This window comes from Streptomyces sp. NPDC056296, assembly GCF_042268605.1.
In the GTDB taxonomy this organism is placed as follows: Bacteria; Actinomycetota; Actinomycetes; order Streptomycetales; family Streptomycetaceae; genus Streptomyces.
In genome coordinates this window covers 1-13,964 of sequence record NZ_JBHJRX010000036.1, presented here as the reverse complement: position 1 = coordinate 13,964, position 13,964 = coordinate 1, and the positions used below count along the sequence as shown (strand labels likewise).

Below are 13,964 nucleotides of genomic sequence, written 5' to 3'. Positions count from 1 at the left end.
AGGACGCCCGTCACCCCTCAACGGCCGTGTCCTCCCGCCACGAGCGCGTCTTCGGGATGAGCAGGCTCGCACCCGCGAGACCGAGGCTGGCAGTGGTGCTCAGGGGAGAGGACGCGGCGGAGAAGGCGCGCTCACGTTCACGCATCGTCTTGGGGAAGAGGTACTCCAGGACCTCCGCCACCGTGTCTACATCGTCGGGGTCGGCTATGGCCTTCGCGAGCCTGTCGGCCGCGACCCGTAGCCGTCGCTCGGCATCCGCGTCGGGGATCAGCGGCTTGAGGTCGGGCGAGACGGAGCGCGGATCCTTGGTCGACTCGCCGCGCTGAAGGCGCAGGGCGGCCTTCAGCAGCACCGTGTGGACGGCGCTGACGAGGCCCATTCTCGGCTCGACGAACTCGTAAGCCCAGACGGAGAGTTGGTGTGAGGAGAAGCCCGGCTTCGCGGCCTGAGCATTCCACGCCTTGAGGATGCGGATGGCGCGGCGCCGGGTGCGCCGCAGGGCGTCGGCGCCGGACGTCAGCAGCTCTACGTGGCCCTGAGGGTCGCTCGCACTCCATGCCTTTGCGGAGCCCGGGGCCTGCTCCAGGTCGGGGATCCACAGCCCGCGCCCATCACGGCGGCGCAGCGCCACGATGAGATCGACCGTGACATCCGTGCCGTTGACCGGGGCGCCGAAGAATCTTGAGGCCCCGCCGGGACGTGCACACCCGCGCCTTGGGGTAGAACGGGGTGCGCTCCGGGTCGCGGAGCTTCGGGCCGATGAACGCGACAAGTTCGTCGGTGATGGCGTGTGGAGCCTCCCCTTCTCCGTCAGGACCAAGCTCCGGGTGCTGGACACGGTCCAGGATGATCCCGCCGTCCCCATCGCTGACGGCTCCCGCGTGCGGCTGAATGTGGGTGCGAACGGGGATCGAACCCGAGCTGTACGACGTACGGCCCTCGGGGTGCTGCTCGGCCAACCTGCGCGCCAGCACCAGACGTTCGCGCGTCGCCGCGAGGACGTCGGGATCTACGTTGATCAGAGTGAGCAGGTCGTCGAACTGATTGTGCAGATGTGCCATGACCGTTCCTTGCGGGCGGGGGTGCGGTGCGTGGACAGACAGCCGGCACGGGTGTGTACCGTGCTCCGAGTCTGACGCACGCCACTGACGACGCCCCCGTTCTGAGCGGGAGTCACAGCCCAGCGCGGCCCGGTCGATAAGACGGTCACCGAGGTCAAGGACCGGCGCCGCCAGGTCTCACGACTCCCCAGAGTCATCGGGTTCTTCCTTGCCCTGGGTCAGGATCCGGCCTCCGACGAAGACCACAGCCAGAGCCAGCCCGGAACCGACACCGACCATGACCTTCTTCAGTAGACCGTCCACGTGGCGCTTGTGCTCAGAGTCCTTCTGAGAAGCAAGTCTTGCCGTTTCCTGGATGAGTTCGAGGAGGTGCTTCCTCTGTTCCCAAGTCAGGTCGCCTCTGTGGAGTTCTCGCTCGAAGATCACCCGGTTCTCCCGGAGGGCCTGGTAGACCTGATCCAGGCTATGCCTGCCGTCCGCGAGAGTGGCCTCGTGGGCCTTCTCGATGGCTCCGAAGGCATCCGTGGCGAACTTCCTGAACTCGGGGAACTGTTCCGCGCCGCCATCCCCCACGCCACCAGCGCAGAGGAACTCCTCGCCTACCTCGAAGCCGACGACATCCTGGTCAAGCCCCGCCGAGGCCCCTCAGGAGACCTCCTCGGCTACGCCGTCGGCCGCCCCGGCGACCTGAACAAGGACGGCGAGCAGATCTACCACCCCGGCGGGAAGATCGCCCCCGACCTCACCCTGCCCAAACTCAAGGCCCGCCTCGAAACCAGCGCACCGGAGGAACACCCCACAGCCCGCCGCAACCGACCCAGCACCCCCTGGCATCAGGCCACCGAAGCCCTCGACACCCTCCACACACAGATCACCCACACAAGCACCGGCAGCGGAGACGCGCGGACACAGGCGCACATCACCGCCCTGGGTGAACTCATCGAAGCCACCGCCCAGAAAGCCCCCGCCGACCTCCGTAACCAACTGCACGCGGCCAGCAAGACATTCGCCCGTGCCCAGCGCTCGCAAATCCGGGCCGAAGACCGCGCCGCCCACACTCTGCGGACCGCGGCCCGCGACATCGCTAACACCGCCACCAGCCCCGACGGCAGCGCATTCGCTGCTCTTGTTGCCGCCATGCTCTGGGCCGCCATCCTCGCCAGACGCTGGCACGAAGCCAAGGGCCACGCCCACCAGGCCGACGCCGCCCGGCAAGCCGTCCAGCATCTCCAGTCCGCAGCGGACGACGCGCTCGCGCCGCTGCTCACCGCACTTGAATCCCGCCGCCCCACGGAGGAGACCCGTCGCACCCTGGCCAGTGACGTACGCGCCGCCGTTCCCGAACACGCAGAGCGGATCCTGGCCGACCCCGGCTGGCCCGGCCTCGCCACCGTCCTCGCCGACGCCGAGGCCGGCGGCCACAAACCTCACCAGCTCCTCAAGGAAGCCTCCGCCCGTCGGGAGCTCGGCACTGCTCACAGGCCCGCCCGCGTCCTGATCACCCGCATCCAGCACACCAGCCGCAGCCCCGCCCCCAACCGCCGCGCCGAAGCAGCCCGCCTGCGAAGCACCACCGCATCAGCCTTCGGCACTCCTTCCCCCGCCGCCCAGCTGCCGACCACCACCGCAGCTCCCACGAGTCGGCTGAGCCGCCCCCGCCGCTGATCCGGACAAGGCGAGCGAGCGGGGGCAGTCAAGCAGCGGCCACCAGAAGGCCGTGGTTTAAGGCAGCCTCTGCATGCAGGTGGCCACATCCTGCGGGCCGAGTGCCGCCATCGCCGACAGCGCACTGAGCCTTCGGCTGGAGGACCAGATGTTGGTCGTCGGCGGCTGGAACGGCACAACGGCGATGCCCTTGGCGGCGAACGGTGCCGGGTCGAGGTACGTCATGCCGCCGGCCCCGCACACATACGCGCGGGCACCGGTAACGGCGCAGAGATCGGCGAGCCTCTGAGAGCGTCCCGGCCGGGAGGACAGATCGCTGCTGGTGAGGATCTGGCCCTGCCAGCCGAGCAGGTCGAGCAGGACGCGGGTGGAGGCTGCGGCAACGGCAGCGGTCCTACCAGTGTTGAAGGCGTCCAACACCGGTTCCAGGACCCGGGCGAGGGCTGGCCAGTAAGTGCTCGCTCCGTAGTGCTGCCGCAGCATCCCCGCGGTCTTCCGGCGTGCCCGGTCGGGATCGTCGATCAACGCGTCCCGGATGAGAGTGGGCCGTCCGTGGGGGAGGCGTGTGGGGACGGTGAGCCACTGCCGACGATCCGATTCGTCGAGGGCACCAAGGCGGGCTCGATGCTGGTAGTCGCGACGGGTGAACTGCACGTCGTCCAGGACGATCCAGTAGTCCGCCCAGAACAGCTTGGCCAGTGTGGTCAGTCTCGGGAACAGGTTGGGCTGATGAATTGCGCACAGCCCGCCCGCCTCGGGCAGGTCAGGAAACGATGAGACGGCTGGTGAAGCCGTCATGGATGAGGGATTCGTACGCTCCATGCACGTCCTCCGGGACCTCCTGCTCGATGGCGAATCCGAGCTTCGGATACTCGATGACCCGCTGGAGATCGCCGACGAGCATGTCCAGGACGAGCTTCTCGTCGCCGATGGACTTCACGTAGTCGTCGAACTCCAGGAGCTCCGACGCGCAGAGGATCTCGACGTCGGGCCACAGCTTGCGGGCGGTCGCGAACGACCGCCGTTCCATGTAGGGCTTGGAGACCAGCATCACCGTCGTCGGGGTGATGCCGGCGGCGGCGAGGACCTCTCGGGAGAGGGTGACGTTCTGCCCGGTGTTGCCAGCCTCCGGTTCCAGCAGGATCGCCTCGGCTGGGACGCCGAGGTCGATGGCGTGCTCGCGGAAGTGGACGGCCTCGCCGCGCGGGAAGACCTTGGCGGTGGTGGGGCTGTTGCCGCCGGTGAAGACCAGGGTCGGGAACAGCCCGGCGCGGTACAGCTCGGCGGAGTGGGTGGCGACGCCGAGGTCGTGGCTGCCCAGTCCGATCGCCACGTCGACGGGCCGCAGCTGGTGGTGCATCTGGTGGTAGTCCCAGATGAGCGCGGCCCGGCGCCACTGGTCCTCGGTGATGGCCTGCTTGTTGTCGCTCACGCGTCTCTCCCTGGTCACCGTCGCCGGGGGCCGGTCGGCCCCTCGTTCATGGCCTTGATGCCCTCGATACTGCGCAGTTGGTGCACGAGTCCATACTGCGCGGCCGTGCGGGTGGCCTGATCGAGGACAAGGAGTCCATCATCCCGGGTCGCCGCATCGGAGAGCAGGATGTGGCCATGAGCGGTGTCCAGCCGTACGCATTGCATCGGGGAGTCGGCGGCCCCGCTGCTGCGGGCGATGTCGATGAAGTGCAGGGCCTGGGTGAGGTCGCCGGCGCCACGGCGGGCGAGGGCGAGTTTCTGGTGGGCCACCGACCAGTCGTCAGGTTCGGTGAGGTCCTCGAAGTCACGGGTCGCGGCCTGCATGACGCGGGTCGCGTAGTCGTGCCGGCCGTTCTTGCTCAGCGCCGTGCCCACCCACAGACGGGCCCTGGCGCGGTCCCGGCGGGAAAGCCGGTCGTCGACGGCGAGGGTTTCGTAGTGGCGGGCGGCAGTCTCTAGCTTGCCGGACATTTCCGTGATCACCGCGAGGGAGAGGTCGAGCTGGGCGACACGACGCGGGATGTCGAGCTGGGTGAAAACCGCGCGAGCCCCGGCGTAGGAGTGCTGGGCGGAGAGTGGGCCGAGCACAGAGCCTTGGTCGCGTTTGAGGTCGCCGAGCAGCGCGGTCGAGCGGGCGAAAAGGTACAGGCCCTTCTCATCCAGTTCTCGGGCGTTGAACCGCGTCAGCCAGCGGCTGAGCAGGCTGTCGGCGAAGGTGAAGTTCTGACGGGAGAGCGCGACCACGACGCGATCCAGGTCCTCGGCCCACGATTCGTACTCCCAAGCTCGCGGGCCGGCGGCGGTGACGCGCCGTCCGGCGCCTTGCACGGTGCTGGCCATCTCGGACAGGAGCGTCTCGAAGCGCAGGTGGGCAGGAGCGTCGGCGCGTCCGAGGGCGGTGTCGAGGATGGCCTGGGTGTCGGGTCTGGGCTCGGTTTCGGCGCGCTTACTCTCCCACTTCGAGACCGTCGCGACAGCTACGCCGAGGTGCTCGGCAAAGGCCCGCACGCTCAGACGCAGAGCGAGACGCAGAGCCCTGGCCTCCAGGCCGGTCCAGTGGTGCACGGTTGCCACGCCTTGCTCCCTTCCACCGTCATCGAAGCAGATGCCCGGGTACGGCGGGACGGAAGTGGAACGGAAGTAGAACGACGGGTGATTGGCCAGGAGTTCAGGGGCCGCCATGCTCAGGAGCGTCACCACCTGCCGACTCCTTGGACGGTCCCCAGCATGGAACCTCTCACGGAACATCGCCTGGTCAGCGGGCCTGTCGTCTACGGATTCCTGCGGCTGGTGCGGGTCTCCGAAGCCCGGCAAGGGGCGCTGGCCGCCTCGCTCGCCGAGTACTGCCGTAGGCACGAGCTGGAGCTGTCCGGCGTCTTCACGGATCGCGAGGCGAGTGCCGACCCCCGCTCGTCGGCCTTCACCGGTCTGCTCGACGTGTTGGCACTGCCGGACGTCTACGGCGTACTCGCCCCGGCCGCTTCCCACCTTGGCCCGAGGGCGATAGCCGCTGAGCGCCGTCGGCAGATCGAGGCGGCCGGCTCCCGGCTGCTGCTCGTCCGGCGGCCCCGCCCTGCGCGCCCGCCAGGCACCTCCCGGGGTGCAGCTTCCCGCCACGGCTGCGGGCCCGCCCACCTCCTGGACGCCGAGTCATGAGGACGACCATGATCGAAACGGACCAATGCTTCTTCAAGGCCACCCCAAAATCCATCCAACAGGCGCGGGATTTCGCCACCGCCACCCTGGCCGGGTGGGGCCGTGGTGAACGGATCGAAGATGTCCGTCTCTGCGTCTCCGAGCTGGCGACTAACGCGCTCGTCCACGGCACCGTCTCCGACCACGGATTCCTGGTTCGCCTCGACGCCGAGGACGACGTCGTACGCCTGGAGGTGCACGACAGCCGCTGCGAACGCCCCAAGACGGGTGAGGCCACCGACACCGACCTGTCCGGACGCGGCCTGATCCTGGTGGACGCGCTCGCCGACGACTGGGGAGTGCAGGACCGTACGCCCCTCGGGAAGATCGTCTGGTCCTCCTTCAAGGGCGCGGGAGGGAAGCAGGCGTGACCGCCGCCGTTACTCCGACCGGACCTGAGCCCCGACTACTCCTCTCACTCGCCGCGTGGAGCTGGCCGGGCATCAGTCCGGACAACCGCGAGATCGCCCACATCCTGATCACGCACACTCCTGCTCCGGCTCTCTCCGACCCCGCTGACGCACCCGAATCCCGCATGCGGCGTCTCGCGGACAGCCTCGGCGGACTGGGCCGGGCAGAGGATGTGGTTCCGGATGCCTGCCGCTGCCTGCACATCATCGGCGACCACGTGTTCCTCCACATTCCCGGCGCCTCCCGCAGGCTGCGGCTGCCAAGCCGCCCTGCCTGGACAGCACTGGCCACCCGCACCGGCACAGCCGTTCTCCTGCTCGGCTTGGACTCGTTGTCGCAGTCCGCCGACGCATCCCAGCTCGACACCTCCCTGGATACCGCAAGCCAGTCCGACCGGCTGCTGTACGGGATGGCCCGCACCCGTTGACCCGCTGCCCCCTGGGACTTCCTGCACGCCCCGATGAGAGGAAACTGAGATGGAAACCTTCGAACGCGCCAAGCTGGACGCCTACTTCGCCCGGATCGCCGCTCAGTTCGCCTCCGACGAGCAGATCTCGTCGCTCCTGATCACTCACCTGTTGGCCGAGCGCCCCGCATTCGTCCGTGCCGTCGCCTCGATGACCCGGCTCGCGGCGGTGCTGCCCAAGCCGAAGTCCGTCCACCCGGCCGCCCAGCGTGAGACCGAGCGGACCGTCGCCGTCGACTCACTCACCCGCGAACTGTTCACCGACCCGGACACCGCACTGGACTATCTCGAATCCCGGGCTGCCGGGGAAACCGTCGCCCTCCTCGATGTCGGCGGCTACTTCTCCCCCACCCTCACCGACCTCCACAGCCGCTTCACCGGCCGTCTGATCGGCGTCGTCGAGGACACCGAGAACGGCCACCGCCGCTACGACGCCCTCGACAAGCTGCCCTGCCCTGTGGTCTCGGTGGCCCGCTCCCCGCTCAAGGATCCCGAGGACTTCCTCGTCGGCCAGTCCGTGGTGTTCTCCACCGAGGCCGTCATGCGCGGCCGCGGCGACATCCTCCACGGCCGCCCCGCCCTGGTGATCGGCTTCGGCAAGCTCGGCTCCTCCATCGCCAGGCTCCTGCACGCCAAGGGCGTCCAGGTCACCGTCTTCGACATCGACCCCGTCCGACGTACTCAGGCCCTGTCCCAGGGCTTCACCGTCGTCCGCGACCGCGAGACCGCTCTCACCGGTGCCGGCCTGGTGCTCTGCGCCACCGGCGCGGTCTCCCTGCGCGGCGAGGATTTCTCCCACCTGCGCAACGGCGCCTACGTCGCCACCGTCACCTCCAGCGAGGACGAGCTCGACCTCGCCGGTCTGCCAGACGTCTACACCCGCACGGTCGTCGGCGACCACGTCACCCGCTACCAGACCACCGGCCATTACTTCTATCTGGCGAACGGCGGCAACGCCGTCAACTTCATCCACGGCGCCAGCGTTGGACCGTTCATCTTCCTGATCCAGGCCGAGATCCTCGCCGCGATCAGGATGCTCACCCGCGGGGACCTCACCCCTGGCATCCACGAGGTCTCCGCATCTGACCGCGAGGCCATCGCGGCGACCTGGCTCTCCTACTTCAACAGGTGATCAATATGCCCATTACGGCCCAGCACATCCGCACCACCATCAACGGCTACCTCGACCAGCACCCCGAGGACAAGCGCGAGATCGCCGTCGTCCAGGGCCTCCTCAACGACAGCGACGACCTCACCAGTCGCAAGACCCTGCCCGGACACGTCACCGCCGGCGCGATCCTCGTCGGCCGCGACGGCCGCGTCCTGCACATCCTCCACAACGCCACCGGCAAGTGGCTGCTGCCCGGCGGCCACATCGAGCCCTCCGACGACACGCTCCTGCAGGCCGCCGGCCGTGAACTGGCCGAGGAGACCGGCATCCCGCCACACGTCGTCACCCCGCAGAGCGAGATCCCGCTGCACATCGACATCCACCCCATCGACGCCAACCCCGCCAAGGACGAGCCCGCCCACCAGCACTTCGACTCCCGCTTCCTCTTCCGCACCACCGCCGACGTCGGCGAACTCCAGACCGAAGAGGTCACGGACGCCGCGTGGCGCACGGTGGAGAGTCTCGCCGACGAGCAGTTGAGGCAACGGGTCGTCCAGGCGCTTCTCTGACCATCCAGGAACCAACGACTCCCAGCGCACGGCCAGGATGCCGCCGGGGCAGCGGCTTCGGAATCCGTTCGGAAGGCTGTCACCGCTCAGCCCACGTTGCCTGCGACGAGCGCCCCCTGAGCCGCCCTCGCCACGAGTTCTCTCAACTCTCTTCAATCTCAGCGAGATTGCCCCACTCTTGCGACAACTGGCTTTCTCATCGAGAGGAAATCTTGTGGCAGACAACGATGTGCCGCGCGTTCTGCGGCTAACGTTCGAGTTCACGGTGCCGAAGGGGCTCCGCGTGAACATCCGCAACACCCGCCGGATGGCTGCCGTGAAGGCACTCGTCGCGGCGGTGGAAGCCTTGGGCGCGCGCGAGTTTCCGTGGGCGCAGACAATGACCGTCCGGCACGAGTGGATGTACGCCTGGCACGACGAGACGGAGGAACGGGAACTGCCCCCGTCCGCGCAGAACGGCGGGCTCGCCGCCCTTGGTCAAGATGATCTCGGGTTCGACGAGGAGAGCGGGCCGTGGACCCTTGCCCAGTTGCAGCGCCTCGGGGCGAAGGAACTGCGGGCTGTTGCCTTGGACGTGGGCTTTGGCCGTACAGAGGTTGAGGACGACCCGGAGGTTCACGCGCTGATCGCCGTCTACGCGGACGACGAAAAATAGTCATTTGCCGCGACCGGGTCGGTGCCTATGCCGAGGAAGCCAGAACCGGAACCCTGCAGGCGATGAAGGTCGCTGACACCTGGCACCTGTGGCGGAACATCGCCGAGGCCCTGGTGAAAACGGTCGGCTCCCACCACGGATGTATCCGGGAGTCGTAAGCCGAGCCCCCTGTTATGGCGGAGACGATCGTCCAGGCCCCGGTCGCGACGGAGCAGCCCGAGCCGGTGCCCGCGCCGCTCGTTCCGCCCGACGGCACGCTTGACGTGCTGGGCCAGCCGCGGCGCCTGGTGGGGTGTGACCGAGATACGCGCCAAACGGGCAACGGAATGATCTTGAAGCCCTGATGCGCTCGGACTCACCTGCGACGCCGGGGCGGCGGGGTCTTGCTCGGCGACGTGCCGGGCGACCGAGTCGACGCCGGGGCGGGCGTACCGCTCCAGGGAGCGGACGGAGGCGTGGCGGGAGCGGGCCAGCAGCATCGGGGTGGAGGTGCCGTCCTCGGCATCGTGGGTCAGGGCACTGTGCCGGAGCCGGTGAAGGGTCCAGCCGTCCAGGTCCTCGATGTCCTCGGGTGGCGAGCGGGTTGGCCAACAGCCGGGTGTTCTCCTCGAAGATCTCCTCGGCCCGGCGGTAGGAGAGCCGGGCCCGGCCGGTTTCCGGGCACACGTCGAGCGTCGGCGTTCCGGCCGGAGCCTTGCAGTTGGTGAAGAACAGCGGGCCGCGGGTCCGGCGGCCGATGAGGCGGGGCAGGAGCTGGGCGGCCCCGTACGCCGACCAGCTGACCGCCGACTTCATCGCAGATACTCCTCCTCTCCTCGAGGATGCCGAGAAGTAGGGAGCTTCCGCCTTACCAGCGTTCATCGCCTGCGGTTCAGCGACACCACCGTGGTGACGATCAGCCCGGCCAGCGTGGCGATGCTCAGGGCCACCGTCAACGGCTCCTTTAGTACCGGGTACGCGTGGACGAGGAACGCGCCGAACGCGCAGGCCATCAGCGCGACCACCACCCCGATCACGGTCACCGGCACCACCCACCCCGCCCGATCGGGAATGGACGGAGGCTCGGGCACCGGTGCAGGAACATCATCGGGCTGGGTCGTGTTCGAAGTGATGGCCATGTTTTCCCCCTGGGGCGGATGACGGGCGGAGCAGGTGGTGCTCCACACCTTGGGTTCGGGCTGGGTGCGCAGACAGCATGGACCGACGAAATCGGCGGCCACGGTGTGGAGCGGGCCGGAGCAGACCACACTCCGACCGTTTGTGTCCCGGGGTGAAGTCCGGGGTTCGGGCAGCACAGTGCGACGCGGCGGGGTTAGCCGCGCAAGCGGCCGTCACACTGCGCTGGAAGAGCTGGACTCATCACTCAACAAAGGAGTCGGTTACCGGCCGGGCTCACCCCGTCTCAGCGGCAGGACGCGGGCGGTACCGCTGGAGCTCTGTGTCAAGAGGTGGCGGATGCGGCGGATTTCTTCACCGGCGCCTTGCGCGGCTTCGTGATGGGGGCACGCTGGTACTTGTGGGCGATGGTGAAGCCGGCGGGCGCGAGCGGCGCCTTCTTCTTGAAGGGCTTCTTCTGGACGAGCCCGAGTTCGACGAGCTGCTTCAGGCCGCGCTCATGGGTGTCGGCGGACCAGCCGTACCACTCGTCGGCCTTGTCCCCGGGGAAGGACGCCCAGTCCTTCTCGTTCTCGCGGGCGACGACCAGGAACAGGGCCAGGCCGGGCAGACTCAGCTTCTCGTCACGGCCCTGCGTCCAGAACGTCGTCGGGATCTGCAGGAAGCGGTCCTCTTCAGTGTCGCCCTTGGGCCGGTCGTAGGGCTTTCCTGTGCCGTCCTCGCGCAGCAGCGTCACCTTGATCTTGGTGCCGCTGCGGCTGCACTCGATGAGGGTGCGGTCCGCCAGCCGGCGCAGGGCACGCCAGGCGCCCGTACGCGCCGACTGACTGGTCGCGGTCTCGTGGATGTCCATCAGCCGCGCCCACACCGCACTGTCGTGCTCGGTCGTCCAGCCCTTGTCTCCGTTGCTGCACGCGGCCACGATCATCAGGTAGGCCCGAAGACCCCGCAGGTCCCTACCGGTGACGAAGTCCCTCAGGGGGCCGTGCCGGCTATCGCCCCCTTTGTTCGCCTGCACGAAGGTCTTGCGCAGCGGCACGTTGGCCCGGATCGAGCGCTTCAGAATCGCCGCCCGGGTGTCCCGTCCGGTCGCCTCATTTTTCTGCACGTCCTGCATGGCTACGGCTGTCGTCTTCATGCCTCAGACGGTAGCTGTGCCAGCATTCAATGCCCAAACGATTCAACCGCGTTGAAGCAGACGGACTGGGGCGTGATCTTGGATGTGCCAGCGGGCGTATGTAAGTGCCAAATGTGAGATCCACTGGAAGGGCCGAGTGAGAGGTCAAGCTGAGAGGACATCTGAGATGACTAAACCTCTCGGGAGTCGGGACACCTCAGCTTCGGACTCTGCACGCCCGGACGCCGTCCTCCAGCGCGACAGCGAACCCTGCCGACCAACTCACCCTCTTGGACTGCGCGTCCGTCCTAAAGCCTGGCCTGCACGACCACTCGCCGCCCTGTACGGCGATCTCACAGCCGAACTCGGCCGCCGTCAACCCGGGAGCCCGGGGGCGGCTGACGCACACCCAGAAGGGCACACAGGGGCGCTAGATCAGGTCTGGGACATGTCGGCGAACTGGCTGTAGTGCCCGAGGAACGCGACGGTGATCGTGGCGGTGGGCCCGTTACGGTGCTTGGCAACGATCAGGTCCGCTTCCCCGGAACGCGGTGATTCCGATGTCAAAGGCCAGGGTCGACTTTCGACGAAGGCGTCGTCCACCAGGGCCCGCATGGCCTTGGTGAGCATCTCGCACCCTTCGCTGTGGGTCTTGCACAGGGCCTCGACCGTGACGTCGTCCCCGTATTGGCTCGGATCAGGGTGGCCAGCAGCCACTTGGCGGTCATCGACCGCAGGGTGTCCACCGCCCTATTGTCGATCGCGACGAACCGCGGCGGCCTGCTTACCCGCTTCCTTATCGGGCCACCTCCGCCAGGTAGCCGGCCGCCGACAACTCAGCCAGAGCGGCCGGGACAGCAGGTCGTGGGCAATGATGCGGCAATGGACACAGAGATCACGGTCGCGCTGATAGGCACCGCTGGCGTGTGCGGCACCATCGCAGGCACCCTCGTCGGAGCACGCGTCCAGGCTCACGGCGGGCACGCCCAAGCACAAGCTGCACGCGACGCAGCCGCCACAGCAGCACAAGCCGCACGGCGCCAGGCATTGCACGACCTGCGCTGGTCCTCGCTTACCGCGCTCCTGCGGGCAGCCACCGAGTGCATGGAGACCACCGGACGGCTCTACACGTCCTCACAAGCCCGGATGGACACAGAGCGAGCGGAGGTGGAACGGACGTATCACACGTTCAGGCTCGTACAGGCCGAGGCCGAACTCGCCGCACCGCCGGAGATGAAAGACACGCTTGCCCAAATGAACCGGGCCGTGATGGCCGCCTATGACAACGCGCGGATGCAGGCCCCGACGGAGCGGGCCATGCGGGCACTCGACGAGTTGGCCCGGGAAGCGGATCCAGCCGCGCTACGAGCCAAGGACGCCCTCACTCGTCTGCGAGCTGCGGGAGCCCCCCTGTGGAACCCCAGGAGTGGCAATCCGCCAGCCGAGTACGAGGAAGCGATTGAGGCTCTCAATGCGGTCCCCCGGTTGGACCGCCAGCAGGTCCGGCTGCTCCTCGGCAACGCGGCGGTCCCTCTCGAGTACGAATCCGACCGGATCCAGAACGTGCGCAGCGCGAGGCGGGCATGGGCCGAGCGTCGCCACCGATACCAGGAGGCGCGGCACGAACTCATCGTCGTCGCCCGGCAAGCCCTGAACACCAACGAACCGTGAGACGGCGGAGCACCACCCCCTCGATGCCGAGAAAAGGAAACGGTCTAGCGGCGCTCGCTGCGTATGAAGTCGTACTCGTACGGGTGGGCTTCGGACCCTTCGCCGCAGGTGTTACAGACCCCGGGGTGCAGCCAAGTGCAAAAGAAGTTGTGCGAGAAGCCGCCAGGGCCGTCATAGTCACGCTGGGCAACCTTCAGACACTCTCGGCCCGGTTGGCATCGGCCGCAGCAACCGTGACCGAGGATGGTCGGGTTTGCTTTCTTGGTGCACCCCATGTGAGTGCAGTGCCAGTAGCCGCCGGCGTTGGTGCTCCAACGCTGCTCCCCCTAGCCGCCGCCAGCCACCCAGAAGAGACGACCGGCAGAGGGAATCCCGGCTGCCCGTCGGGGCTACAAGATCAATTCATTGCCCCCTTGACATGTATCTGGGTCACACCCGCTGGTGGCCCGCACTGCCGGGCGTTACGCAGCGGTCCAGAAGCTGCTAGCCGAAGGGAGACGCTGGGGGCGATCAGCCGGACGTTGCGGCTCGACCACTCCACCGTCCGCCGGTTCGCCCGCGCCAGCAGCCTCGACGAACTCTTGGTCAAGGCGAACCGCCCGCGTGGACGTGGGAGGCACCTGGCAGCCAGGTCGAACAGAGAGCGTTCTGGTCTCAGTTGTGGTCTCGTTCACCTCCGTCCAGGGGCACCCGGAAGCCCTTCCGCCTCCCGCTCCGTCGCAGGCCAGAACGTACACACCCTCCCCCGAACCCCCAGGCGAACATTTGGAAAGCGTGTTGGGGGCAACCCCTCACGAGTTCGAATCTCGTATCCTCCGCCAGTGCCTCACCGGGCACGAAGTCGAAGGGCCCCACCGCTTCTTGGGTTCTAACGGTCCTCGCAACACCCGCGATCTGTGGGAGTTGCGAGGACCGTGGCTGTTGGACGCGATGATCTTGCGGGGGTGAAGGAGC

General features: G+C 67.8%; 15 protein-coding genes and 2 pseudogenes. 8 read left to right on the top strand and 9 right to left on the bottom strand.

The window, feature by feature from the left end; all coding sequences use genetic code 11:
* Positions 1-10: 10 nt before the first annotated feature.
* The 3 genes from ACFCZF_RS25230 to ACFCZF_RS25220 form a co-directional block, all read right to left on the bottom strand.
* Positions 11-631, bottom strand: a complete 621-nt coding sequence (locus tag ACFCZF_RS25230) for a hypothetical protein (protein ID WP_376673590.1) — start codon at positions 629-631, stop codon at positions 11-13.
* Entirely contained in the window at positions 612-1,061 is a 450-nt protein-coding gene (locus tag ACFCZF_RS25225) for a hypothetical protein (protein WP_376673589.1), read from the bottom strand. The genes ACFCZF_RS25230 and ACFCZF_RS25225 overlap by 20 nt, the downstream gene beginning before the upstream one ends.
* 177 nt (positions 1,062-1,238) lie before the next feature.
* Positions 1,239-1,487 carry a hypothetical protein gene (locus tag ACFCZF_RS25220; RefSeq protein ID WP_376673588.1) on the bottom strand — a complete coding sequence of 83 codons (249 nt, stop codon included), beginning with the start codon at positions 1,485-1,487 and terminating at the stop codon, positions 1,239-1,241.
* A 114-nt stretch (positions 1,488-1,601) separates the two neighbouring features.
* On the opposite strand from ACFCZF_RS25220, the pseudogene ACFCZF_RS25215 reads away from it, so the two are divergent.
* Positions 1,602-2,726 (top strand): annotated as a pseudogene (locus ACFCZF_RS25215) (mobilization protein); the annotation flags it as partial.
* A gap of 57 nt (positions 2,727-2,783) precedes the next feature.
* On the opposite strand, the gene ACFCZF_RS25210 reads toward ACFCZF_RS25215, so the two are convergent.
* From ACFCZF_RS25210 to ACFCZF_RS25200, 3 genes are read right to left on the bottom strand one after another with little or no spacing between them, the layout of a single operon-like run.
* Entirely contained in the window at positions 2,784-3,524 is a 741-nt protein-coding gene (locus tag ACFCZF_RS25210) for a WbqC family protein (RefSeq protein ID WP_376673587.1), read from the bottom strand.
* A complete protein-coding gene (locus ACFCZF_RS25205; protein ID WP_191861117.1) occupies positions 3,490-4,158 on the bottom strand; it encodes a YdcF family protein in 669 nt (222 codons plus the stop codon). The genes ACFCZF_RS25210 and ACFCZF_RS25205 overlap by 35 nt, the downstream gene beginning before the upstream one ends.
* A gap of 14 nt (positions 4,159-4,172) precedes the next feature.
* Positions 4,173-5,273, bottom strand: a complete 1,101-nt coding sequence (locus tag ACFCZF_RS25200; RefSeq protein ID WP_376673586.1) for a helix-turn-helix domain-containing protein — start codon at positions 5,271-5,273, stop codon at positions 4,173-4,175.
* Between the two features lie 153 nt (positions 5,274-5,426).
* Between ACFCZF_RS25200 and ACFCZF_RS25195 the strand changes: the two genes are divergently transcribed.
* The 6 genes from ACFCZF_RS25195 (at position 5,427) to ACFCZF_RS25170 (ending at position 9,106) form a co-directional block, all read left to right on the top strand.
* Complete coding sequence (locus tag ACFCZF_RS25195; RefSeq protein ID WP_376673585.1) at positions 5,427-5,855, top strand: hypothetical protein; 429 nt, start codon at positions 5,427-5,429, stop codon at positions 5,853-5,855.
* An 8-nt stretch (positions 5,856-5,863) separates the two neighbouring features.
* Positions 5,864-6,265, top strand: coding sequence for an ATP-binding protein (locus tag ACFCZF_RS25190; RefSeq protein ID WP_376673584.1), 402 nt, complete (start codon positions 5,864-5,866; stop codon positions 6,263-6,265).
* Entirely contained in the window at positions 6,262-6,732 is a 471-nt protein-coding gene (locus ACFCZF_RS25185) for a hypothetical protein (RefSeq protein ID WP_376673583.1), read from the top strand. The genes ACFCZF_RS25190 and ACFCZF_RS25185 overlap by 4 nt, the downstream gene beginning before the upstream one ends.
* Before the next feature lie 49 nt (positions 6,733-6,781).
* Positions 6,782-7,903, top strand: a complete 1,122-nt coding sequence (locus ACFCZF_RS25180; RefSeq protein WP_376673582.1) for an adenosylhomocysteinase — start codon at positions 6,782-6,784, stop codon at positions 7,901-7,903.
* Between the two features lie 5 nt (positions 7,904-7,908).
* Entirely contained in the window at positions 7,909-8,451 is a 543-nt protein-coding gene (locus ACFCZF_RS25175) for an NUDIX hydrolase (protein WP_376673581.1), read from the top strand.
* Positions 8,452-8,665: 214 nt separating this feature from the next.
* On the top strand, positions 8,666-9,106 hold the full coding sequence (locus ACFCZF_RS25170; protein ID WP_037932720.1) for a hypothetical protein: 441 nt from the start codon (positions 8,666-8,668) through the stop codon (positions 9,104-9,106).
* An 857-nt stretch (positions 9,107-9,963) separates the two neighbouring features.
* On the opposite strand, the gene ACFCZF_RS25165 is transcribed toward ACFCZF_RS25170, so the two are convergent.
* The 3 genes and pseudogenes from ACFCZF_RS25165 to ACFCZF_RS25155 form a co-directional block, all read right to left on the bottom strand.
* Entirely contained in the window at positions 9,964-10,326 is a 363-nt protein-coding gene (locus tag ACFCZF_RS25165; RefSeq protein ID WP_009067499.1) for a hypothetical protein, read from the bottom strand.
* Between the two features lie 221 nt (positions 10,327-10,547).
* Positions 10,548-11,360 carry a hypothetical protein gene (locus tag ACFCZF_RS25160; RefSeq protein WP_365946469.1) on the bottom strand — a complete coding sequence of 271 codons (813 nt, stop codon included), beginning with the start codon at positions 11,358-11,360 and terminating at the stop codon, positions 10,548-10,550.
* A 414-nt stretch (positions 11,361-11,774) separates the two neighbouring features.
* A pseudogene (locus tag ACFCZF_RS25155) lies at positions 11,775-11,897 on the bottom strand (DnaB-like helicase C-terminal domain-containing protein); the annotation flags it as partial.
* A gap of 324 nt (positions 11,898-12,221) precedes the next feature.
* Between ACFCZF_RS25155 and ACFCZF_RS25150 the strand changes: the two are divergent.
* Positions 12,222-13,010, top strand: a complete 789-nt coding sequence (locus ACFCZF_RS25150; protein ID WP_365946468.1) for a hypothetical protein — start codon at positions 12,222-12,224, stop codon at positions 13,008-13,010.
* Positions 13,011-13,964: the final 954 nt, after the last annotated feature.